Source organism: Pseudomonas sp., assembly GCF_050739655.1.
In the GTDB taxonomy this organism is placed as follows: Bacteria; Pseudomonadota; Gammaproteobacteria; order Pseudomonadales; family Pseudomonadaceae; genus Aquipseudomonas.
In genome coordinates, this window is the sequence record NZ_JBOIBY010000319.1 from 1 (window position 1) to 22,097 (window position 22,097).

At 58.4% G+C, this 22,097-nt stretch carries 16 protein-coding genes; 7 read left to right on the plus strand and 9 right to left on the minus strand.

Annotated features, from left to right (window positions below):
* Positions 1–57: 57 nt before the first annotated feature.
* Positions 58–1,017, minus strand: coding sequence for a DMT family transporter (locus tag ACRESJ_RS15610; protein WP_431758703.1), 960 nt, complete (start codon positions 1,015–1,017; stop codon positions 58–60).
* Positions 1,018–1,228: 211 nt separating this feature from the next.
* Between ACRESJ_RS15610 and ACRESJ_RS15615 the strand changes: the two genes are divergently transcribed.
* On the plus strand, positions 1,229–1,423 hold the full coding sequence (locus ACRESJ_RS15615) for a DUF6316 family protein (RefSeq protein ID WP_431758704.1): 195 nt from the start codon (positions 1,229–1,231) through the stop codon (positions 1,421–1,423).
* 136 nt (positions 1,424–1,559) lie between these two features.
* Here ACRESJ_RS15615 and ACRESJ_RS15620 read toward each other — a convergent pair whose 3' ends face one another.
* Complete coding sequence (locus ACRESJ_RS15620; RefSeq protein ID WP_431758705.1) at positions 1,560–2,744, minus strand: thiolase family protein; 1,185 nt, start codon at positions 2,742–2,744, stop codon at positions 1,560–1,562.
* 101 nt (positions 2,745–2,845) lie between these two features.
* Entirely contained in the window at positions 2,846–4,363 is a 1,518-nt protein-coding gene (gene pap, locus ACRESJ_RS15625) for a polyphosphate:AMP phosphotransferase (RefSeq protein ID WP_431758706.1), read from the minus strand.
* Positions 4,364–4,523: 160 nt separating this feature from the next.
* On the opposite strand from pap, the gene mnmC reads away from it, so the two are divergent.
* Complete coding sequence (gene mnmC, locus ACRESJ_RS15630; protein WP_431758707.1) at positions 4,524–6,503, plus strand: bifunctional tRNA (5-methylaminomethyl-2-thiouridine)(34)-methyltransferase MnmD/FAD-dependent 5-carboxymethylaminomethyl-2-thiouridine(34) oxidoreductase MnmC; 1,980 nt, start codon at positions 4,524–4,526, stop codon at positions 6,501–6,503.
* A 5-nt stretch (positions 6,504–6,508) separates the two neighbouring features.
* On the opposite strand, the gene ACRESJ_RS15635 is transcribed toward mnmC, so the two are convergent.
* Positions 6,509–11,347: an NEL-type E3 ubiquitin ligase domain-containing protein gene (locus ACRESJ_RS15635; RefSeq protein WP_431758708.1), complete on the minus strand. Its 4,839-nt coding sequence runs from the start codon at positions 11,345–11,347 to the stop codon at positions 6,509–6,511.
* A gap of 295 nt (positions 11,348–11,642) precedes the next feature.
* Between ACRESJ_RS15635 and ACRESJ_RS15640 the strand changes: the two genes are divergently transcribed.
* From ACRESJ_RS15640 to ACRESJ_RS15655, 4 genes are all read left to right on the plus strand, one after another.
* Positions 11,643–13,415, plus strand: coding sequence for an N-acetylglutaminylglutamine amidotransferase (locus tag ACRESJ_RS15640; RefSeq protein WP_431758709.1), 1,773 nt, complete (start codon positions 11,643–11,645; stop codon positions 13,413–13,415).
* Between the two features lie 3 nt (positions 13,416–13,418).
* Entirely contained in the window at positions 13,419–15,164 is a 1,746-nt protein-coding gene (gene ngg / locus ACRESJ_RS15645; RefSeq protein ID WP_431758710.1) for an N-acetylglutaminylglutamine synthetase, read from the plus strand.
* A 140-nt stretch (positions 15,165–15,304) separates the two neighbouring features.
* Positions 15,305–16,495 (plus strand): osmoprotectant NAGGN system M42 family peptidase, encoded by a 1,191-nt coding sequence (locus ACRESJ_RS15650; RefSeq protein ID WP_431758711.1) that lies wholly within the window; start codon positions 15,305–15,307, stop codon positions 16,493–16,495.
* A gap of 179 nt (positions 16,496–16,674) precedes the next feature.
* The gene (locus ACRESJ_RS15655) at positions 16,675–16,902 is read left to right on the plus strand and encodes a YheU family protein (RefSeq protein ID WP_008060849.1); all 228 of its coding nucleotides are present in this window, start codon (positions 16,675–16,677) and stop codon (positions 16,900–16,902) included.
* Here ACRESJ_RS15655 and csrA read toward each other — a convergent pair.
* From csrA to ACRESJ_RS15670, 3 genes are all read right to left on the minus strand, one after another.
* The gene (gene csrA, locus ACRESJ_RS15660; protein ID WP_431758712.1) at positions 16,891–17,082 is read right to left on the minus strand and encodes a carbon storage regulator CsrA; all 192 of its coding nucleotides are present in this window, start codon (positions 17,080–17,082) and stop codon (positions 16,891–16,893) included. The genes ACRESJ_RS15655 and csrA overlap by 12 nt on opposite strands.
* A 152-nt stretch (positions 17,083–17,234) precedes the next feature.
* Entirely contained in the window at positions 17,235–17,567 is a 333-nt protein-coding gene (locus tag ACRESJ_RS15665) for a YnfA family protein (protein ID WP_431758713.1), read from the minus strand.
* A 64-nt stretch (positions 17,568–17,631) separates the two neighbouring features.
* Complete coding sequence (locus ACRESJ_RS15670) at positions 17,632–18,447, minus strand: SDR family oxidoreductase (protein WP_431758714.1); 816 nt, start codon at positions 18,445–18,447, stop codon at positions 17,632–17,634.
* A gap of 286 nt (positions 18,448–18,733) precedes the next feature.
* Between ACRESJ_RS15670 and ACRESJ_RS15675 the strand changes: the two genes are divergently transcribed.
* Complete coding sequence (locus ACRESJ_RS15675; protein ID WP_008060837.1) at positions 18,734–18,886, plus strand: DUF3309 family protein; 153 nt, start codon at positions 18,734–18,736, stop codon at positions 18,884–18,886.
* A 71-nt stretch (positions 18,887–18,957) separates the two neighbouring features.
* On the opposite strand, the gene ACRESJ_RS15680 is transcribed toward ACRESJ_RS15675, so the two are convergent.
* The gene (locus ACRESJ_RS15680) at positions 18,958–21,057 is read right to left on the minus strand and encodes an LTA synthase family protein (RefSeq protein ID WP_431758715.1); all 2,100 of its coding nucleotides are present in this window, start codon (positions 21,055–21,057) and stop codon (positions 18,958–18,960) included.
* A 401-nt stretch (positions 21,058–21,458) separates the two neighbouring features.
* A complete protein-coding gene (locus ACRESJ_RS15685) occupies positions 21,459–22,064 on the minus strand; it encodes an START domain-containing protein (protein WP_431758716.1) in 606 nt (201 codons plus the stop codon).
* Positions 22,065–22,097 lie beyond the last annotated feature (33 nt).

A 22,097-nucleotide genomic window follows, 5' to 3' on the forward strand; every position in this document is an offset into this window, starting at 1 on the left:
GTGGTCCACACAAAACCTGTGGGAGCGTGGCTTGCCCGCGATGAACGATAACGCGGTCTAGCTGGCCGTCATCCGCATCTTCCGGGCCTTCAACCCCGCAATCAACGAAGGCCCCAACGCCACCAGCGCCGACCCCAGCACCACCAGCACCGCCCCGCCGTATCCCAGGCCATTGATCGTCTCGGCATGCACATAGTCCGGCCACAACCAGGCGGCCACTGCGACAGCGCCAAAGGTCACCAGCGGCGTGATCGCCAGCGTCGCACTGACGCGGGACGCTTCCCAATGCGCCAGCGCCTCGGCAAACGCGCCGTAGGCAATCAACGTGTTCATGCAACACGCAAACAGCAGCCAGCCTTGCAACGGGGTCAGTTGCAGCGCTTCGAGCGGGTGTACCCAAGGTGTCAGCAGCAAACCGCAGAACAGGTAGATCACCATCATCACCTGCAACGAGTTCCACACCGTCAGCAATTGCTTCTGGCCCAGCGCATAAAAGGTCCAGACCGTCGACGCCAACAGCACCAGCAGCACACCCGCGGTGTAATCGGTCAACGACGTCAGCAGTTCACTCAGGCGCTGATTGAAAAACAGGGCGAAACCGATCAGCAGCACCAGCAAGCCAATCCCCTGCCCCAAGCTGAAATGCTCCTTGAATACAAACACACTGGCGATCAACAACATGATCGGGCCCATCTGCACCACAAGTTGTGCGGTGCCAGGGCTGAGCAGGTTCAGGCCCATCAGGTACAACACATAGTTGCCGACCAACCCGAGCACCGCCATCAACACCAGCCAGCCACCACGCGGACCGAGGACTTTGCGACTCGGCAGGCGTTTGGTCGCGGCCAGATAAAGGAATAGGCAGCCACCGGACACCATCAGGCGAAACCAGGTCACCGTGACCGGGTCCATCACCAGCAACACCTGTTTGAGTTTGATCGGCAGGATTCCCCACAGCAGCGCTGTCAGCAACGCCAGGAACAGACCGTAAACCCAGCGACCCGATGAGATGTGCATGCGTACCCCGAAACCCAATGACAAGTACCGCCATTCTAGGCGCACAGGTGGGCGGCACACAGGGACAGTTAGGGTCTGGCCGCGAATGAAACTGTGCAGGTCGCAACGTTAAATTGGCGACTTGCCGTCGATCGGTTCACCAGGCGCTGCAAATGCTTCTTGCATAAGCTCATTGGATCCAGAAACCGGAACATCCCCTCAGGAGATTGCCATGTACGGCATGCGCGCCCAGGACAACGCCCCCGCCATGCTCTTTCGCAGTGACCGGTTGTGTCGTGTGAATGGGGAGTTGTACTTCAGCACCCGGGAAAACACCCTGGAGGGGCCGTTTGCTGATCGGCTGGCGGCGCAGCGGGAGATTCTGGCCTATATCGAGCGGGTGCAATCTTTGAGCGCGGAACAGTAGACCACGTCGCTTCCATCGCGGGTAAGCCCGCTCCCACAGGTTTTGTGGCGTACACAATTTCATGATCACCGCCAACCATTGTGGGAGCGGGCTTGCCCGCGATAGCTATTTAACAGTCGCTACACATCCTAGGTGTTCAGCGCACCGCCTCAAACAACCCAGTCGCCCCCATCCCGCCACCCACGCACATGGTGACGATGCCGTAGCGCAGGTTACGTCGCTGCAGCTCCCGAACAAGGTGCCCGACCTGACGCGAGCCGGTCATGCCGAACGGGTGGCCGATGGAGATCGAGCCACCGTTGACGTTGTACGTGTCGTTATCGATTTCCAGTCGATTACGCGCATACAGGCACTGCGACGCGAAAGCCTCGTTGAGCTCCCACAGATCGATATCGCCGATCTGCAAGCCCTTGGCCTTGAGCAGTTTCGGTACCGAGAACACCGGGCCGATACCCATCTCATCCGGCTCGCAACCGGCCACGGTAAAGCCACGGAAAAACGCTTTGGGTTTCAAGCCCAGTGCCAGGGCTTTTTCCAGGCTCATCACCAGGGTCATGGACGCGCCGTCGGACAGCTGCGACGAGTTGCCGGCCGTGACCGAGCCATCTTCAGCGAACACCGGATTCAGGCTGGCCAGGCTTTGCAGCGTGGTATCCGGACGGTTGCAGTCATCACGATCGACAATGCCATCGAGGACCTGCACCTGGCCGGTGGCCTTGTCCTCGACACGGTATTTCACCGCCATTGGCACGATTTCATCATCGAACAGCCCGGCAGCCTGTGCCTGGGCGGTGCGTTGCTGGCTTTGCAGGGCGTACAGGTCCTGTTCTTCGCGGCTGACGTTGTAACGGCGAGCAACGATTTCGGCGGTCTGGCCCATCGGGAAGTAAATGCCCGGCACCTGTTCCTTGAGCAACGGATTGATCAGGTTGTCGGTGTTGACGCTTTTCATGGTCAGGCTGATCGACTCGACGCCACCGGCGACGATGATGTCGCTGCAACCCGAAGCGATCTGGTTGGCTGCGATGGCAATCGCCTGCAAACCCGACGAGCAGAAACGGTTGAGGGTCATGCCGGCAGTGCCGATGCCCAGGCGCGACAGCACCGCGACATTGCGACCGATGTTGTAGCCCTGCGCACCTTCGTTGGAACCGGCGCCGACGATACAGTCTTCGACACTGGCCGGGTCAATGCCGGTGCGCGCCAACAGGGCATCGACGCAATGCGCCGCCATGTCGTCCGGTCGAGTCATGTTGAACTTGCCGCGAAAGGATTTGGCCAGGCCAGTCCGTACGCTGTCGACGATCACCACTTCACGCATGGCATACCTCATTGTTGTTGTCGGTTGAGAGTGGACCGAGCATAAGCCCACCCAATTAGCGACCGCGACAATCATTCACCCCGCGTATGCGTAACCATCGCTTACTTCTTGTTTTCCTTCTTCGCACGCTTGTCGGACTTCTCGAAGGCTGTTTCCAGTGCCCGATTGATGGTGCGCAGGACCTTGACCCGCGCCCAGCGCTTGTCGTTTGCCTCGATCAGTGTCCACGGCGAGATTTCAGTGCTGGTGCGGTCGACCATGTCGCCGACAGCGGCGCGATAGTCGTCCCACTTTTCGCGATTGCGCCAATCGTCTTCGGTGATTTTGAAGCGCTTGAAGGGAATCTCCTCACGCTCCTGAAAGCGCTCCAGTTGCGTCTGTTTATCGATGGCCAGCCAGAACTTGACGACGATAATCCCGGCGTCAGCGATCTGCTCTTCAAAATCATTGATTTCGCCGTAGGCCCGTAACCAGTCCGCCGTGCTGCAAAACCCTTCGATACGCTCCACCAACACCCGGCCATACCAAGAGCGGTCGAACACGGTGAACTTCCCGCGCGACGGTATATGCCGCCAGAACCGCCACATATACGGCTGCGCCCGCTCTTCTTCCGTGGGCGCGGCGATGGGCACGATGCTGTACTGACGCGGGTCCAGCGCCGCAGCCACCCGGCGAATCGCCCCGCCCTTGCCCGCCGCGTCGTTGCCTTCGAACACCGCCATCAGTGCGTGACGACGCATGCGCTTGTCGCGCATCAGGCCGGAAAACCGCGCCTGTTCAGTGATCAGTTGCTCCTCATAATCGTCCTTGGCCAAGCACAAGGTCAGGTCAAGGCTGTCCAGCAGGTTCAGTTGATCAACACTGGGGAACACGGGTGCGACGTTGACCTTTTCCGGGTGAATTTTTGGGCGCTTCAGAGCACTTTGCAGGCCCTCGAGCAAAATCTTGCCCACGACCAGGCTGCGGTAATGGGGGTCCATTCCGGCGATCACATGCCACGGTGCATAGTCACGGCTGGTGCGACGCAAAACTCGCTCGCCGAATTTAACAAAACGGTCGTAGGTCTCCGATTGCTGCCAGTCCAGCGGGCTGATGCGCCAGCTGTGCAACGGGTCGTCGGCCAATGCCTTGAGGCGGGCCTTCATTTGTTTCTTGGAAAGGTGGAACCAGAACTTGAAGATCAGTGCGCCTTCATCGCACAGCATCTTTTCCAGACGCTCGGCACCGTTGATCGCCTGATCGAAGCGCGGGTCCTTGAACTCTCCATGGACCCGGCCCTGCAGCATCTGGCTGTACCAGTTACCAAAGAAAATCCCCATGCGCCCCTTTGCCGGCAGCATCCGCCAATAACGCCAGGCCGGTGGCCGCGCCAGCTCTTCGTCGGTTTGCTGATCGAAGGTGCGAACCTCGATCAAGCGCGGGTCCATCCATTCGTTGAGCAACTTGACCGTCTCGCCCTTGCCGGCGCCTTCAATACCATTGATCAGGATGATCACCGGAAAGCGGCTCTGCTGGCGCAACTCGAACTGCGCTTCAAGCAAGGCTTCGCGCAAGGCCGGCACTTCAGCGTCGTAGGTTTCTTTGTCGATGGCGTGATCGATTTCAGCGGATTCGAACATGGATGGCTCCCTTCCAGATTTGAGCAAGACTAGCGGATTGACCTCTCCTGCGTGGGAGAAATCCCATTTTCGACGTCCGCTGCGTGACGGACGTTGCCATGGATCAAGCGCCTGGCCCGCGATCGGCTAGAATGGCCGCCTTGCCGTGACCGAGCCTGCCATGAAACCTGTACTGCCCCACGCCCAACTCGACTGGGACGACCAAGGTCGTCCGTACTCACGCGTGTTCGACGATGTGTATTTCTCCGACAAGTCAGGGCTGGACGAAACCCGCTATGTGTTCATCGAGCAGAATCGTCTGGCCGAGCGCTTTGCCGCGTTGCCCCAGGGCGGGCGTCTGGTGATCGGCGAAACCGGTTTCGGCACGGGGCTGAACTTTCTGTGTGCCTGGCAAGTGTTCGAGCAACATGCAGCGGCCGATGCGCGGCTGCATTTTGTCAGCGTCGAAAAGTACCCGTTGAGCCCTGCCGATCTGCAACGCGCTCTGTCGTTGTGGCCGGAACTCAAGGTATTTGCCGATCAGTTGTTGGCGCAGTACGTGGCTATCCATCAAGGCTTTCAGCGCCTGACGCTGGCCAACGGGCGAGTGACGCTGACCTTGTTGATCGGCGATGCGCTGGAACAGCTGCCGCAGCTGGATGCGCAAATCGACGCCTGGTTTCTCGACGGCTTTGCCCCGGCGAAAAATCCTGACATGTGGACCGCCGAACTGTTTGTCGAACTGGCACGACTGGCCGCCCCCGGCTCGACCATCAGCACCTTTACCAGCACCGGTTGGGTCCGACGCCTGCTCAACGCCGCTGGCTTCAAGATGAAACGCACGCCGGGCATCGGCCACAAATGGGAAATCCTGCGCGGCGCGTTCCTTGGATGGCCGCCGGAGGTTGCCGCTCCGATACCGGTCAAGCCATGGTTTTCCCGACCTGGCCTGCTGACCGGTGAACGTCGCGCGCTGGTCATTGGTGCAGGTCTGGCCGGTTGCGCCACGGCTGCAAGCCTGGCATCACGGGGCTGGCAAGTGTCGTTGCTGGAACGCCACGATTCTCTGGCGCAGGAAGCTTCGGGAAATCCGCAGGGCGTGTTGTATCTGAAACTGTCAGCCCACGGCACCGCCTTGTCACAACTGATCGTCAGCGGTTTCGGTTACACCCGACGCCTGCTCGAACACTTGCACCGAGGTGTCGACTGGGATGGTTGCGGGGTTCTGCAACTGGCGTTCAATGCCAAGGAAGCCGAGCGTCAGGCACAGTTGGCAGCGGCCTTCGCACCAGACTTGCTGCATGTGCTCGATCAGCAGCAGGCCTGCACTCGGTCGGGTATTGAGCTGGCCAGTGGTGGGCTGTTCTATCCGCAAGGTGGTTGGGTTCATCCTCCCGCACTGTGCCAGTGGCAAGCCAGTCACCCCAATGTGCAATTGCTGCCCCATCAAGATGTGCTGGAGCTGCGCAAGGTGGATGACCAGTGGCAAGCCTGGTCTGGCGACAAACTACTCGCCGGCGCACCGGTCGTGGTGTTGGCCGGCGCGGCAGAGATCAAGCGTTTCGAGCAAAGCGCCGACCTGCCGCTCAAGCGAATTCGCGGGCAGATCACCCGCCTGGCGCAAACCAGCGCCAGCCAGGACTTGGCCACCGTAGTCTGCGCAGAAGGTTACGTGGCCCCGGCGCGGCTGGGTGAACACACCCTGGGCGCCAGTTTCGATTTCAACAGCGATGATCTGACGCCGAGCACCGCCGAACACTTGGGCAACCTGCAGTTACTGGAAGAGATTTCCAGCGACCTGGCCAGCCGACTGCATGCCGACCAATTGGACCCGGAGCAACTGCAAGGCCGGGCGGCATTTCGTTGCACCAGCCCCGACTATCTGCCCATCGTGGGTCCATTGGCCGACGGCCGGGCATTCACTCAGGCCTACGCTGCATTGGGCAAGGACGCCCGACAAGTGCCGGATGTCCCCTGCCCGTGGCTCGATGGCCTGTACGTCAATAGCGGGCACGGATCACGAGGCCTGATCACCGCGCCGCTGTCAGGCGAGTTGCTGGCGGCATGGTTGGAGAACGAACCGTTGCCGCTGCCACGCGCAGTCGCCGAAGCGTGCCACCCCAACCGTTTTGCCCTGCGGCGGTTGATCCGTGGCACCTGAGCCGGTCAGCGCTCGCCAATGGCACAGGTGTCGGTATCGGCCAGTTTCATGACGTCCTTGGTCAGTTTTTCCAGAAGTGTGTTCTCTTTCGCGACTTGCTCGTCCTTGATGGCATCGAGTTGCGTGCGGAAGTCGCCGTCTTTCAGTGTGTCTTTCTGATCAAAGACTTTTTGCAGTCGTTCATGAAAGGGATCCATGGTGGATGAGAAATCACTGGGATAGGCTCTTTTCAGGTAGTCGATCCAGAACGGCCGCTGCGTCAGGAAGGTGACCAGTTCGGATGACTGTTCGGCGGTTTGCACTTGTGCTTTCGCCGCTTGCAGGTCTTGTGCCGACACGCCCCCCAGAGACTTGTAGCGCATGTGTTGCGGTTGACCAGGCAACTCAAGATCGTTGACCAGCCCCGTGCGGTAAGCCAGGCCGACCTCCAGATGGTCGGCGCTTGGGTGCTTGACGATGTGCGCCTGGGTGATCTGGTCCAACTGATCGAGCCGAAACAGCCCCTTGCCCAATTTCAACAGTGAGTCTGCCGTAGGCTCTTCACTGTCCATCAAACCCGTGACCTTCTCGATCTCTACGGCCACCTCCAGATGACTGAAGTTCAATGCCGCAGAGTCGGTGCAGTTAATCGGATTGGCCGCGAGCTCAAACACTTGCTCACGCAATTCAGCGCTGCCTTCGGCGGCTTCCAGCACCGCCCAGACCCGCCGAGTCATGTCCTCGCGCACATGCTGACCGTCAGCCGTATTCCCCAACTCGGCCAGCAAGCGGAAAAGCCCATCGGAACCGGGATCATCCTTGAATGCGGTCCAGATCGCACCGCGTGCCGTATAGGTCACACTGACTTCCTCTGGTAGCCAGAGCGCTTTAGCACTCTGTTCATCCAGACGCGCAATGTCATCTTCCAGATAGCCCATGCCGACACCGACGCGATCGCGGTACTCCTTGAGCTTGTCGGCGCTGGCCTTGACCAACGGATTGGTTCGCAGGTTGATGGTTTCACTGAAACTTTTGGGAATCGTAAACAACCAGTCCGGCAGCGTTGTGATGTCGTTATCGCGCAGATCGACGCGCTCAAGATTGGGTAATTTCGCCAACCCTTTTGGCAGCTCGGTAGCCCTGGTGTCGCGCAGCATCAACAAACGCAGATCGAACATCTTGCTGACGTCTGGAGGAGTGCCCAAGGGGTTCTTGCTCAGGCTCAATGTCTCCAGAAAGCGCATGGCCGTCAGCTTCTTCAACGTTTGCTCCGTCATGGCCAGCTTGTTATTGGTCAGGCTCAGATACTTGAGGTCCGTCATCGAAGAAATAGCTTCGGGCAGCAGAGTCAGTTGGTTGTCGTCCATCTCCAGAGACTGCAGTTTCTTGAAATGCTTGATGAAGTACGCCAGGTCATTGCCTTGCTCCATGTTTTTAAGCGATAGGAGCTCTACGTGACTGAAGTCGATGTCCGGCGGTAATGTCGGCAGCTTGCCGACCCGCATGCTGTCAAGTTTCAGCCCCGGTACGCTGCTCGACCTCTGCTCGTCTCGCACCCGCACCATTTGCCTCCAGGCGTCTTCAATGGTGTCGGCCACTTGTCGACGACTTTGCTTGTATTCGTTGAGGTCGCCCGACAGCTTGCGCATTTCGGTGTCGTCATTGCGCCAGGCTTTCAGCGCTGCCCGCAGTTTTTCGAGCTGCTTTTGTCGCTGTTGAATCGCTTTGGCACGGCTCAAATGATCGCTACCCAAGCTGTCGAGCAGCGTGCTGATGTGTGCATCGGTCTTTAGCGGGTAGAGCTTTCTGGCTTTGGACATCAGGCCTGATGCATGGGAGGACGGCGCTGGCGGACTGGCCTGTATGCAGGAGATGGAAGTCACCGTTTCAGCCACGGGTTCGTTCGACAGCAGGCGCGTGCTTTGGACACGATCCTCAATTGCACGGGCTATCACTTGGCTGCGTAAGGTCGAGACTTGTGCCGGCCCGATGGCCCCCAACCCCATGGCGCTGCGTTGTGCTTCAGGCAGGGCTTTCACAATGGCCTGGTAGACGGCGTCCGGCCCCGGGATCACGCTACCGAGCACCGTGCCATAGATGTCGTAAACCCGGTAACCCTCCGCCGACTGGACAATCGTGCGCGTCAGTACGCTGCCGGGTTTGCCAATACTGCGCAGAACCGGCCCCTTGATGGTGCCTTCACGCAGTTCCAGTAAAAATTCGCTGTCCCAGCCAGGCAAATATTCGAGCAAAGAGAAGGCCAGATTTTGCGTGTCGACATCGGCGATCTGCGGCAAATGAAACCCACTGATGGCCCTGTCCAGCTTTACCTCGGCCAATGCTTCACGAGCCCGTTGTGCCAACCTCATGGGGACCCGTTTTTTGTCTCGCAGACGCAAGCGCTCAACACTGCTGGCACTGTCGATCAGTTCTTTGGTGATGTCATAAGGCAGCTGTGGGAAGGCGGATCTGAGCACTCCGGCGTCACTGGCGCTACTGGTGTCATGTTGTGCATACAGACGATTAAACAGCGCCAACCGCTCGCCTTTCATTGAAGCGGCAAGCTTCTTGGCCAACGCGTCGTTCTGGGTTTGGCCAGTGACCTTGCCACCCAGCAGGGTCTCCACTTCATTGGGATACAGCCCGGCAACCATCCTTTCGAGCAAGCGACCTTGTGCCATTTCTTCCTTGGTGACATCAACCGCAAGGTCTTGGTTGGCAATCAATGCGTTGGTCGGAAAGTACTCCGTGAAGTCTTCGCCCTCGACCACCCGAATGTAACGACCCGACGGCCAGCCATTCATCGAAGGCAAGGCCATCATCTGCTCTGCGGCGTAGAGCGCGGTCTTGGGATCGCCCTTCTCCAATGTCGCAATACAGTCACTAATGCGTTGCTCCAGGCGAAAACGCTCGATCGAGTCCTGCAACCGTGCGGGCAACGGCAGGTTTTCCTCGCTTAACTGATGTAACTGGCTGAGGGAGCAGCCAGTCGCCTGACGTATGTTTTCCAGGCGACTTTCATCCACCGACGCCAGCCGTGAATCGAGCCGCTTCAGTGCATAGGCCCCCTCGGTCCACTCTTGTGGGCGCTCGCCGGCATGACGCCAACCTCCCTGCCCGTTGTGTACCAGAACTGGCGAATACTCGCCCAGGCGCATCGGATGTTTGATCTTCCAGCTCTCTGCATCTGCATCGAACTTGACCAGATGATAACGATCATCGATCCGCACGTACTTCTGATCATTGAGCGAGTAGAGCCCGTTGGCATCGGCAATCATTTCCTCACTGCCGGTAAGCGGTTGCTCATAAGACTTGAGATCGGACTTCCACAAACGCGGGTCGCCGGCCGCATTTTTTATCGGCATGTACGAATTGAAAAAATCCGGCTTCGTGCGCACTACTTTGCTGGCAAGCGAGCTCACGATTTTTTGCCCCGCTGCGAAAGCAGCCATCTGCGCCAGGCTTTCAACAACATTCAGCAAGTGCGCAAGCGCTTCGCCGCAGTCACCGTGCGACCAATCCTGCACGCCTTCATACACCTCACCGATGATCTCGACGACTGCCACTGCCAGCATCAACTGGCCAATCACAGGTACGAAAAATGAGGCCGCGTTCAACAGAAAAAGACCACCATCGAGCAACGACTGGATGGTTTTGTCTCGCTGGAGTTCATCGACATCAGCGTTCGGGACGACGAGGGCTCGCGCATCCTTTTGGGTTTTGCTGACAAAAGAGTTGAAGAAGAAATCATCCAGGCGCGTATTTGCAGACATGGAAATGAACGCGCCCAATTTCTTGCTCTTATCGAAACGGCTGAAAAAATCAGCCTTGTCGTATTGGAGAAGATATTGCTCGGCAAAGCGTTTTCTATAGCTTTTGCTTTGCAGATGGAGCGTCAAATAGGTCTTGAACTCATCGAGCGAAGCGTATTCATACAAGGGTCGCCTGGGTTCGTTCGGCATGTAAACCATGCACTTGGCGGAGGGGGCGGTATCGATGGAGGCCTTGGTAAACACCAACACTCCACATATGCAAACCTCATCGATCATCAAGCCTTGCCAGATCACCGGCGCACCATCGAATAATGCCCCTTTGGCTTGAGCCGCCGGAACCGCTTGCTCGATGACGCGAAGCAACATCGTGTAAGCAGTGCTGCTGATGTCCTTTTTCAGGTAAGCCATATGAGCGGCGACTTGTAAATCCAACAACTTCAATTGCCGGATGTCAGCAGGCGTCGCGGGGCCTGGTGGATTTCCCGTGGTGATGGCCGGTAGTGCCAAAACCTCGTTGATGTGCCGCAGGTAGCGGGCGCCAAGGTTGAGCTCGCGACACAGTGCAGCAAATTTCGCAGGTGTGATTTCAGTGCCTGTCTGGGGGATCGCGTTAATCCTTATCAGGGATTCACCGGCAATGCCCCCCTGCCGGGTTTCCTCGATCGCGAAATTCTCCATGGCGGCGTGCAGCAGACTGCGAGATTGCGTTTTTTTTCCTGCCTCCCAGGCAACTGGAACCAGTCCGGTGGATGCAAGAATTCTGGTGGTGATTTCCAGCGTATCCCGCTCTACATCGACATCAACCGTCCACTTTTGCCGGAGCAACCTGGACAACTCCTGCCTACAGAATTCGTCCATCGGCTTAAGCCTTGCGAGAACTTCCCTGGCTTTACCGTAGGAAAGATTGGACTGTTGAACCGTTGAATTGAAGGCCTGAGCCACGCTCAGATCCGCGGTGACCAGCCACTGGGGGATTGTCGCTTGCAGGACTTCGGCCTGGTCGAGGTCACCTGTATGTTCCAGTAAAACCTCAAGGCGTTGAGCCGACGTCAATGTCGCAACGGAAGGCGTTGTTATGGAGGTAGATAGCACGAGCAATATCCTTATTGCGTTGAGATGCATTGAGGCTACGGGGCAAAAACGGCAAATAAAAACTCAAAAAACGATTCGGATTTGCAGTTGTTCAAACCAATACCCGAATGCATCACAGCAATATCTACCGCCTGTTCGGTAACCACTTCTGCCATGACGGGCTTTGTCTGCAGGAGCCGCTTATAACTTATCGATATAAAACTCCCACTTCCGAGACAGGTCAGTTTCTGAGTACCCGCCATTCTTGGCGCGGTAGCGATTGACCCTCCCCAACGGAAAAACCGGTAAGGAATTTATGTGCGGATTAGCTGGCGAGTTACGTTTTGACAATCAACCTGCAGACCTCGCGGCGGTTGAACGAATCACCCATCACCTTGCACCTCGCGGCCCTGACGCCTGGGGTTTTCATAGTCAGGGACCGATTGCCCTTGGCCATCGACGCCTGAAAATCATGGACCTGTCGGACGGCTCGGCGCAGCCGATGATCGACAACCAACTGGGCTTGTCCCTGGCCTTTAACGGCGCGATCTACAACTACCCGGAATTGCGCACTGAACTGGAAAGCCTCGGTTATGCCTTCTATTCCGGAGGCGACACCGAAGTGCTGCTCAAGGGTTTCCACGCCTGGGGTGAAGCGCTGCTGCCGAAACTCAACGGCATGTTTGCCTTTGCCATCTGGGAACGCGACACACGACGCCTGTTCATCGCCCGCGACCGTCTTGGTGTGAAACCGTTGTACCTGTCGCGCACCGGCCAGCGCCTGCGCTTCGCCTCAGCGCTGCCGGCGCTGCTCAAGGGTGGTGACATCAACCCGCTCCTCGATCCGGTGGCGCTCAATCACTATCTGAATTTCCATGCTGTGGTCCCGGCACCGCGCACGTTACTGGCAGGCATCGAAAAACTGCCGCCAGCAACCTGGATGCGTATTGAAGCGGATGGCCGTACCGAGCAAAAAACCTGGTGGACCCTGCCCTACGGCCCACACGACGATGAGAAAAACCTGACACTCGAAGACTGGCGCGACCGTGTGCTCGACAGTACGCGTGACGCGGTGGCCATTCGTCAGCGGGCGGCAGTCGATGTCGGCGTGCTGCTCTCGGGCGGTGTCGATTCGAGCATGCTGGTGGGGCTACTGCGCGAAGTCGGCGTGGAAAACCTGTCGACCTTCTCCATCGGCTTCCAGGATGCCGGTGGCGAGCGTGGCGACGAGTTCCAATACTCGGACCTGATCGCCAGGCACTACGGCACCCGACATCATCAACTGCGCATCGACGAAAAAGAGATCATCGAACAACTGCCCGCCGCGTTCCGTGCCATGAGCGAACCGATGGTCAGTCACGACTGCATTGCCTTCTACCTGCTTTCCCGGGAGGTGGCCAAACATTGCAAAGTGGTGCAAAGCGGCCAGGGCGCCGACGAATTGTTCGCCGGCTATCATTGGTATCCGCAAGTGGACGGTGCGAGTGATCCGTATGCGGCCTATCGCGAGGCATTTTTCGACCGCAGCTACGACGACTACGCCGCCACCGTGCAGCCGAAATGGCTGACGGACAATGACGCCGCAGGCGACTTCGTCAAAGCACATTTCGCACAGCCTGGTGCGGATGCCGCCGTAGACAAAGCCCTGCGGCTGGACAGCACGGTGATGCTGGTGGACGACCCGGTCAAACGTGTCGACAACATGACCATGACCTGGGGCCTGGAAGCGCGCACGCCGTTTCTCGACTATCGCCTGGTGGAATTGTCGGCGCGGGTACCTGGCCAATTCAAACTGCCGGACGGTGGCAAGCAAGTACTCAAAGAGGCCGCACGCCTGGTGATTCCCAGTGAAGTGATCGACCGCAAGAAAGGTTACTTCCCGGTGCCGGGACTCAAGCATCTGCAGGGCGACACGCTGAACTGGGTGCGCGAACTGCTGCTCGATCCAAGCCAGGATCGCGGCCTGTTCAATCCCGCCATGCTCGACCGTTTATTGACTGACCCGCAAGGTCAACTGACGCCGTTGCGCGGCTCCAAGCTGTGGCAACTGGCGGCCCTGAACCTGTGGCTCAGTGAACAAGGAATCTGATCGATGAAACCTCACGCCACGGCGCTGGGCCAACGCTTGTTGCGCGGTCAGGCGCCCTCCTACGAACGCTTGCAGGCACGCCTGGCCGAAGACGGCAGCACACTGAACGCAGAGCCGATCGCGGTGCATTGCGGCTGGGGCCGTTTACTCATCGGCCACACCTTCGCCGATGCAGCCAGCCTTGCCCGCGAATTGCTCAACGAGCAGCCGGGCGAGCGGGACATTGCCCTGTACGTCGCCGCGCCCCAGCAAGTGTTGGGGCTGGAGCCGGCCCAGTTGTTCCTCGATCCGTCCGACACTTTACGCCTGTGGTTCAGCGATTACCGCCAGGCGACCCGGGTGTTTCGCGGGTTTCGCATTCGTCGTGCCCAAAGCGATGCCGACTGGCACGCCATCAACCAGCTGTACCACGCTCGCGGCATGCTGCCGATCGATGCCACGTTACTGACGCCGCGACACCTGGGCGGCCCGGTGTACTGGCTGGCCGAAGATGAGGACAGCGGCGCTGTGATCGGCAGCGTCATGGGCCTCAATCATCACAAGGCGTTCAATGATCCGGAAAACGGCAGCAGCCTCTGGTGCCTGGCGGTCGACCCGCATTGTTCGCGGCCCGGCGTAGGTGAAGTGCTGGTGCGGCATTTGATCGAGCATTTCATGAGCCGAGGGTTGAGTTACCTCGACCTGTCGGTGCTGCACGACAACCGCCAGGCGAAAAACCTCTATGCAAAGCTCGGCTTCCGCAACCTCTCGACCTTCGCCATCAAGCGCAAAAATGGCATCAATCAGCCGTTGTTTCTCGGCCCCGGTCCCGAAGTGGCGTTCAATCCGTATGCGCGGATCATCGTCGAGGAAGCCCACCGTCGCGGCATCGATGTGCAAGTCGATGATGCCAATGCAGGCATGTTTACCCTCAGCCATGGCGGGCGTCGGGTGCGTTGTCGTGAGTCCCTCAGCGACCTGACCAGCGCCATCAGCATGAGCCTGTGCCAGGACAAAAGCCTGACCCACAAAGTGCTCAAGGCTGCCGGGCTCAACCTGCCTGCGCAGCAGCCGGCGGGGAATGCCGACGACAACCTGGCGTTTCTCGACGAACACCATCGGGTGGTGGTCAAGCCGCTGGACGGCGAACAAGGCCAGGGCGTGGCGGTGGATCTGCAGACCATTGAAGACGTCCAGCAAGCCATCGAATCGGCCCGCAAGTTCGACAGCCGCGTGTTGCTGGAAAGCTTTCATGCAGGCCTGGATCTACGCATTCTGGTGATCGGCTTTGAAGTGGTTGCGGCGGCCATTCGCAAACCGGCTGAAGTGGTGGGTGATGGTCAGCATTCCATCGGCGCGCTGATCGAAGCCCAGAGCCGACGCCGCCAGGCCGCCACCGATGGTGAAAGCAAAATCCCGCTGGATCATGAAACCCAGCGCACCTTGCAGGTCGCCGGTTTCGACTACAGCAGCATTCTGCCGGCCGGCGAGCACTTGTTCGTGCGGCGTACGGCGAATCTGCACACCGGTGGCATTCTCGAGGACGTCACCGCGATTCTGCACCCGACGCTGGCCGACGCTGCGGTACGGGCTGCGCGGGCACTGGACATTCCTGTGGTCGGGCTCGATTTGATGGTGTGCGCCGCCGATCAGCCTGAGTACGTGTTTATCGAAGCCAATGAGCGCGCTGGATTGGCCAACCATGAACCACAACCGACGGCCGAACGCTTTGTGGATTTGTTGTTTCCCTACAGTCACGTTCCCTTGTAGGAGCTGTCGAGTGCAACGAGGCTGCGATCTTTTGGTTGTTTAAAAGCAAGATCAAAAGATCGCAGCCTGCGGCAGCTCCTACAGGGAGAGGTGCACCTCTCATCGAAACCATCGATGGCCTCAATTCATCAGGAGTTTCCATGACCATCAAATACCCAGAACCGGACCTGACCTACCTGCAAAAAGTCCTGCTGGAAATGCTCGCCATTCCCAGCCCCACCGGGTTCACCGACACCATCGTGCGCTATGTCGCCGAACGCCTTGAAGAACTGGGCATTCCTTTCGAAATGACCCGTCGCGGCACCATCCGCGCCACGCTCAAGGGCAAGAAGAACAGCCCCGACCGCGCTGTTTCCGCGCACCTGGACACCATTGGCGCGGCTGTGCGTGCGGTCAAGGATAACGGTCGACTGACTTTGGCCCCCGTGGGCTGCTGGTCCAGCCGTTTTGCCGAAGGCAGCCGAGTGAGCCTGTTCACCGACAACGGCGTGATCCGCGGCAGTGTGCTACCCCTGATGGCTTCCGGGCATGCATTCAACACCGCCGTGGATGAAATGCCGATCAGTTGGGATCACATCGAACTGCGCCTGGACGCCTACTGCGCCACCCGCGCCGATTGTGATTCGCTGGGCATCAGCGTCGGCGACTTCGTTGCCTTCGATCCGCTGCCGGAATTCACCGAAAGCGGCCACATCAGCGCCCGGCATCTGGACGACAAGGCCGGCGTCGCCGCGTTGCTGGCGGCGTTGAAAGCCATCGTCGATAGCGGCGAACCCTTGCAGATCGATTGCCATCCGCTGTTCACCATCACCGAGGAAACCGGCAGCGGCGCGGCGGCGGCGCTGCCGTGGGATGTCAGCGAATTCGTCGGCATCGATATCGCACCGGTCGCGCCCGGTCAGCATTCGAGCGAGCACGCCGTGAGTATTGCCATGCAGGATTCCGGTGGCCCCTACGACTATCACCTATCGCGGCATCTGTTGCGTCTGGCCAGTGATAACGAACTACCGGTGCGCCGTGATCTGTTCCGTTACTACTTCAGTGATGCGCACTCGGCGGTCACTGCCGGCCATGACATTCGCACCGCCCTGCTCGCCTTCGGCTGCGACGCCACCCACGGCTATGAACGCACTCATATCGACAGCCTCGCCACCCTCAGCCGACTGCTCGGTGCCTACATCCTCAGCCCACCGGTATTCGCCAGCGACGCGCAACCCGCCCAGGGCTCACTGGACCGCTTCAGTCACCAGATCGAACACGACACCCAGATGGAAAGCGATACGCGGGTGCCGTCGGTAGATAGTTTGGTGGGGCTGCGATCGGATAGTTGACCTGGTTTTGTTTTGTCTGGGCTGACGTCATCGCGGGCAAGCCCGCTCCCACAGGTTCGATGTGCCCTTGTAGGAGCGAGGCTTGCCCGCGAAGACGGTGGCGCAGACAACACGGTCCCAGGCTAGCCGCAACGCAACATTCGCCGTAGCATCGCGCCACTGATTTAGCCGAGGCCACCATGCTGATTCCCCACGACCAACTTGAAGTCGACACCCTCACCCGCCTGATCGAGGATTTCGTGACCCGTGACGGCACCGACAATGGCGATGACACACCTCTGGAAACCCGCGTACTGCGCGTGCGCCAAGCGTTGATCAAGGGTCAGGCATTGATCGTCTTCGACCCGGAAAGCGAGCAATGCCAGTTGATGCTCAAGCATGATGTGCCCAAGCATCTATTTGACTGATTTTTTCTTCCGGGGCACCTTGCGCTTGATGCGCTCGTAGATTTCCGCGCGATGCACATTGACGCTTTTCGGCGCCTCCACGCCAAAGCGCACGGTGTTGCCGTTGACGGCAACGACGCGTACGGAAATGTCGTCACCGATGGAAATCAATTCGCCCACTACGCGACTGAGTACAAGCATGGCCTTTGTCCTTCAGGGTTACCGGACCTTGAAGATGCCCGGCCCATGCCACGCCCACAAGGCAACAGCGGCAATTGAGACAGAACTTACAGTCCAGGCTCACACCGCTGACGGAAACGTCTGACAAGGGGTTTGAATTCGTGGCCAATGCGTCAGGATGCGGAAAAACGCGGACCGAACAGAATGATGCTGGCGCCAATCACGCAGAGCGCCACACCGATCCAGTCTGAGCCGAGGGGACGGATCCGCTCGACCACCGCCAGCCAGCCAATCGAGGCAATGATGTAGATACCGCCATAAGCGGCGTAGGCACGACCGGCATAGGTCGACTCGATTCGCGTCAGCAACAGCGCGAACAAGGTCAGGCTGACCAGCGCCGGCAGGATCCACCAGGCGCTTTTACCCTGGCGCAACCAGATCCAGAAAGCGAAGCAACCGGCTATTTCGAACAGCGCGGCAAGGAAAAACCACAAGTAATTGAGCATGCGAACGTCTCGCGAGAGTGGCCGATGGCGGCCACCCTAACGACGCAGTTGCTTGCGGGCAAGTTCAGCCTGCGTTCTGTTTGGCCTTGGCGCGCATTTTATCGGCCATCACAGTCATTTCGTCGTAGAGCAGTTGCGGGTTCTTCTGCTTGAGTGCCCAAGCCATGCGGCCCTGTTCGTGGGGCAGAATCATGAACTCGCCCGCAGCGACCTGCTGATAGATGTAGTCGGCAATATCAGCAGCGCTGATGGGTGAACTTTCCAGTAACTTGCCGACCTGGGCTTTCATGGCCGGGGTCGGGCCACGGAAGGAGTCGAGCAAGTTGGTCTGGAAGAACGACGGACAAACCACATGCACGCCCACTTCCTGTTGAGCCAGTTCAATCAGCAGGCTTTCGGACAACGCCACTACGCCGGCCTTGGCCACGTTGTAGTTACTCATGGCCGGGCCTTGCATCAACGCGGCCATCGAGGCGATGTTGATGATCTTGCCTTTGCTCTTTTCCAGCAGTGGCAAGAATGCCTTGCAGCCCTTGACCACGCCCATCAGGTTGATCGCGATCTGCCAGTCCCAGTCTTCCAGGGACAATTCACTGAAAAACCCGCCCGACGCCACGCCTGCGTTATTGACGATCACATCGATGCCGCCAAGCTTTTCTTCGCAAGCTTGGGCAAACGCCGTCAATTGGCTGTAATCGCGGACATCGCAGCGCTGGATAAAACCGTCGCCGCCGGCTTCGCGCACCTGTTTCAACGTTTCCTGCAGGCCCGGCTCGCTGACGTCTGACAAGGCCAGTTGCCAGCCTTCACGCGCCCAGCGCAGCGCGATTTCGCGACCCAGGCCCGAGCCTGCGCCAGTGATCATCATGCGATTTTGCATAGCAAACAGCCTTGTTGTTCTGGGGAAGATGCGCCGAGTGTAGCGAAGGATATTGTCCGACCCACGCTCCATCAGATTGCTGAATGGCCCGAGCAAACCGCAGGAACGGCTGGATCAACTAATGCAATGAGAAAGGGAATGGGATTTGGTTCGAAAAACTTCTAAAAAACTTGGAATTTTCTTTCAGTCGTGGCGGTCGGATTTTTTAAGCGGTTCGAATAAATGACATTCCCGCTGACCGATAACGGCTAAGTCATTCCTCAATACTGACTGCAAGGAAACAGACATGGGCACAATTCTTCTCATCATTCTGATCCTGTTACTGATCGGTGGTTTACCGGTCTTCCCGCACTCCAGAAGTTGGGGTTATGGCCCGTCCGGTATCATCGGCGTGGTGTTGGTGGTGATACTGATTCTGTTGTTACTGGGCAAGATATGACGATCTAACCGGCAAAAAAAGAGGCCTTATAAGGGCCTCTTTTCTATTGCGTCACTGTTTAGCCTGGCTTGTTAGTCCGGTTTGCCATTGACCACACCCGCGGTGTTATCGATCAGGCTCTTGGTCGCCGTTTGCAGGAACGACTCAAGTTTGGTCCTCAACTCGGCAGTACGCGGTGCATCCGGAATAATCTCGGCATGGGGATTGGTGCCCAGTTCGTACCGGTACATCTTCGGTGCCATGTCCTTATCCTTGGGCAGTACCAGAATCTGGTCAGCGGTGATGATCGCCGTGGTCTGTTCGCTGCCGGAAGGCTTGATCACGCCAAATCCGGGATCACCCTCAGGCAGGTTAAGCAGGTCACGTCCCCAGCATTGATGGCGCACTTCGCCGCCCAGACGCCCCATGATGGTTGGAACGATGTCGATCTGCGTGCCCACGGTGTGGTTGCGCTGGCCGAACTTTTCCTGGATGCCCGGTGCAATCATCAGCATCGGTACGTTGAAACGGCCCAGGTCCATTTCACTGATCTGACGCTCGTTGCCGAAGCCGTGGTCGCCGACGACGATAAACAGGGTTTCCTTGAAGTAAGGCTCCTTGCGGGCCTTCTCGAAGAATTGCCCCAGCGCCCAGTCGGCGTAACGCATGGCGGTCAAATGATCGTTCAGGCTACCGCGATCGGTCACGCGCTCGACCGGCAATGGCGTCGGCAAGGCATACGGCGTGTGGTTGGACAGGGTTTGCAGCAAGGCATAGAACGGTTTCTTGTCCTTGCCATCACGGGCTTTGAGTTCCACCAGACCACGGTCGAACATGTCCTGGTCGGACACACCCCAGGTCGGATCGGAGAACACCGGGTTAACGAAGTCATTACGCCCGATGAAGTTGGTCATGCCCTGGTTGCTGAAGAAGCCGGACTGGTTGTCCCAGGCAAAGTCACCGTTGTAGACATACACATCGTCGAAATCCCGGGCGCTGAGCAGCTGCGGCAGACCGGACAACTTGTGGCTGCCTTCCGGCGTCTGCATCAGGTATTCGAAGCCCGGCAGGTTCGGGAAGCACGCCATGGTGGCGAACATGCCTTGGTGGGTGTGAGTACCGTTGGAGAAGAAACGGTCGAACAGCAAGCCTTCCTTCGACAGGTTGTCGAGGTACGGCGTGATGTTGCCCGGGCCGCCCAGTGCACCTACCGAGTGACCGGCCATGCTTTCCATCAGGATCACAACGACGTTCTTGATCGGCAGGGTCTTGTCTGCAGGCGGTGTGTAGTCACGGCGTACAGCGGCGATTTCGCCATCGACCAGTTTGTCGTCCTTCATCACCAGCATGTCACGCACGGTCTGCTGCGCCATGGGTTGTGGCAACGTGGCTTTCCAGATGTTGTCGCGATCTTCGGACATCCGGCTTTTGGCCGCAGCCACAAGGGACAGTGTGCCGTTGAGGCCCAACTGGTTGGCGAAGTTGGAATCGGTGGTGTAGACGTCACCCCAACGCATTGGCGGGCCCTGGCGCAGGGTGCCACGGGCCGCGACTACGCAGATCAGCAGGCAAACCACGAACACCATGGCGCGCGCGTACCAGGGCGCGACCTGGCGTGTACTAATGCTTCCGCCGCTGAATGGACCACGAGGTCGGGTCGCACGGTCTGCGCCCTTGAACGCCAGGCTCAGGAGCCAGGTGCCAACGGCCCATGCCAGCAAGTAGCGAACAACCGGGAAACCGTACCAGAGCATGCTCATTACGGTTTTCGGATCTTCCTTCACATACTGGAAGACCAGGCCGTTGAGGCGCTGGTGAAATTCACGGTAGAAGTCCATCTCCATCAGGCCCAGGAACAACGCAATGCTGGACGCAATGGTCAACCAGAGACGGAACAACCCGCGCGCGGCCATGGCCCGGGCACTGAACAGTGCCAGCAGCAACGGAATGCTGAGGTAGACCACCAGACGCAGGTCGAAACGCAGGCCATTGGCGAACGCCTCAACAAAGGTCGAGGCCGGTGTATCGAGGATCATTTCGCGGTTGTAGACCAGCAGCGCGAGGCGCAGCGCGGAAAACATCACCATCATGACCAGGGCGCACAGCAGCGTGTATGCCAGATGCGATTTGACGGTCGGTTGCAGCAGGCGACTCGAGGCTCGCTGCTGACTCAGGGCGTCCGGGATTGCCATGTCGTTTTAGGACCCATTGGAAGTTGAAGTTTCAAAAGTACAACTGCGCCCTGCCCTCTGTTGGCCAGTACTCGGACCCGGGGTTTGCGCGGTGCGCAAATGTTGCACGATCACCAACGGCATTGCCATTGATTACTGTTCTGTCATTTCAGCGCGGGCGAATTGTCTTGGAGGCATTGTGAAAATTTTGTGCAACCAATATTCAGAAACACAATAAAGGTTCCGAGCTGAATGGAGCCTGACTGTTTGGATCGCGGGGTGACCTGTAGGAGCTGCCGCAGGCTGCGATCTTTTGATCTTGCCTTTATAAGATCAAAAGATCGCAGCCTCGTTGCACTCGACAGCTCCTACACAGCTCCTACACAGCTCCAGCAAAAGAGGTGCGTGTATCTGTGGGTGATTTACTTTTCGGCCAGCGCCTTGAGGTTTTTCAGGGTATTGAACGGCGCGTCGACCACAAACTTGTTGGCAACCATCGAAGGCACGCTACCACCGGGCTCGGTGTGTACCTGATAGGTCACTTCGACCTGGTCCCCCTTGGGCACGAACTTCCAGAAGCCATCGACCTTGGCCACCCGCACAAAGCCCTTTTCTTCAGGAATGTATTTCGGCAGGCCTTCCAGCTTGCGGGTCAGGCTGCCATCGGCGCCTTCGGCAGTAGTGACATGCAACACCGAATCACGCGGGGTGACCGGCCACGGAGTATTGAACTGGGTGTAGGTCCAGTTCTGGTCGCCTTCGCGCTTGAGCAGTTTCTGGCTCTTGCACTCGTGGATCCATTTACAGGCGCCAACCACATCGTCCTGCAAGGCGCGTAACTTGGCCACGGTGGTTTTCATCAAGGTAACGCCCTGGTAGGCCTTGTAATCGGAGCCGGCCACTTCACTCAGGGAAACCTTGATACCGTCTTCATTTTTGGCGACTTTCCAGTCTTCGGCCTGGGCGACCGAAGTGGCCAAAACAGCCGTCAAACCAAGCAGCACAGCGATACGATGCAGCGAACCCATAATTTTATTCCTTATTGTTTAAGTTCCGTTCGT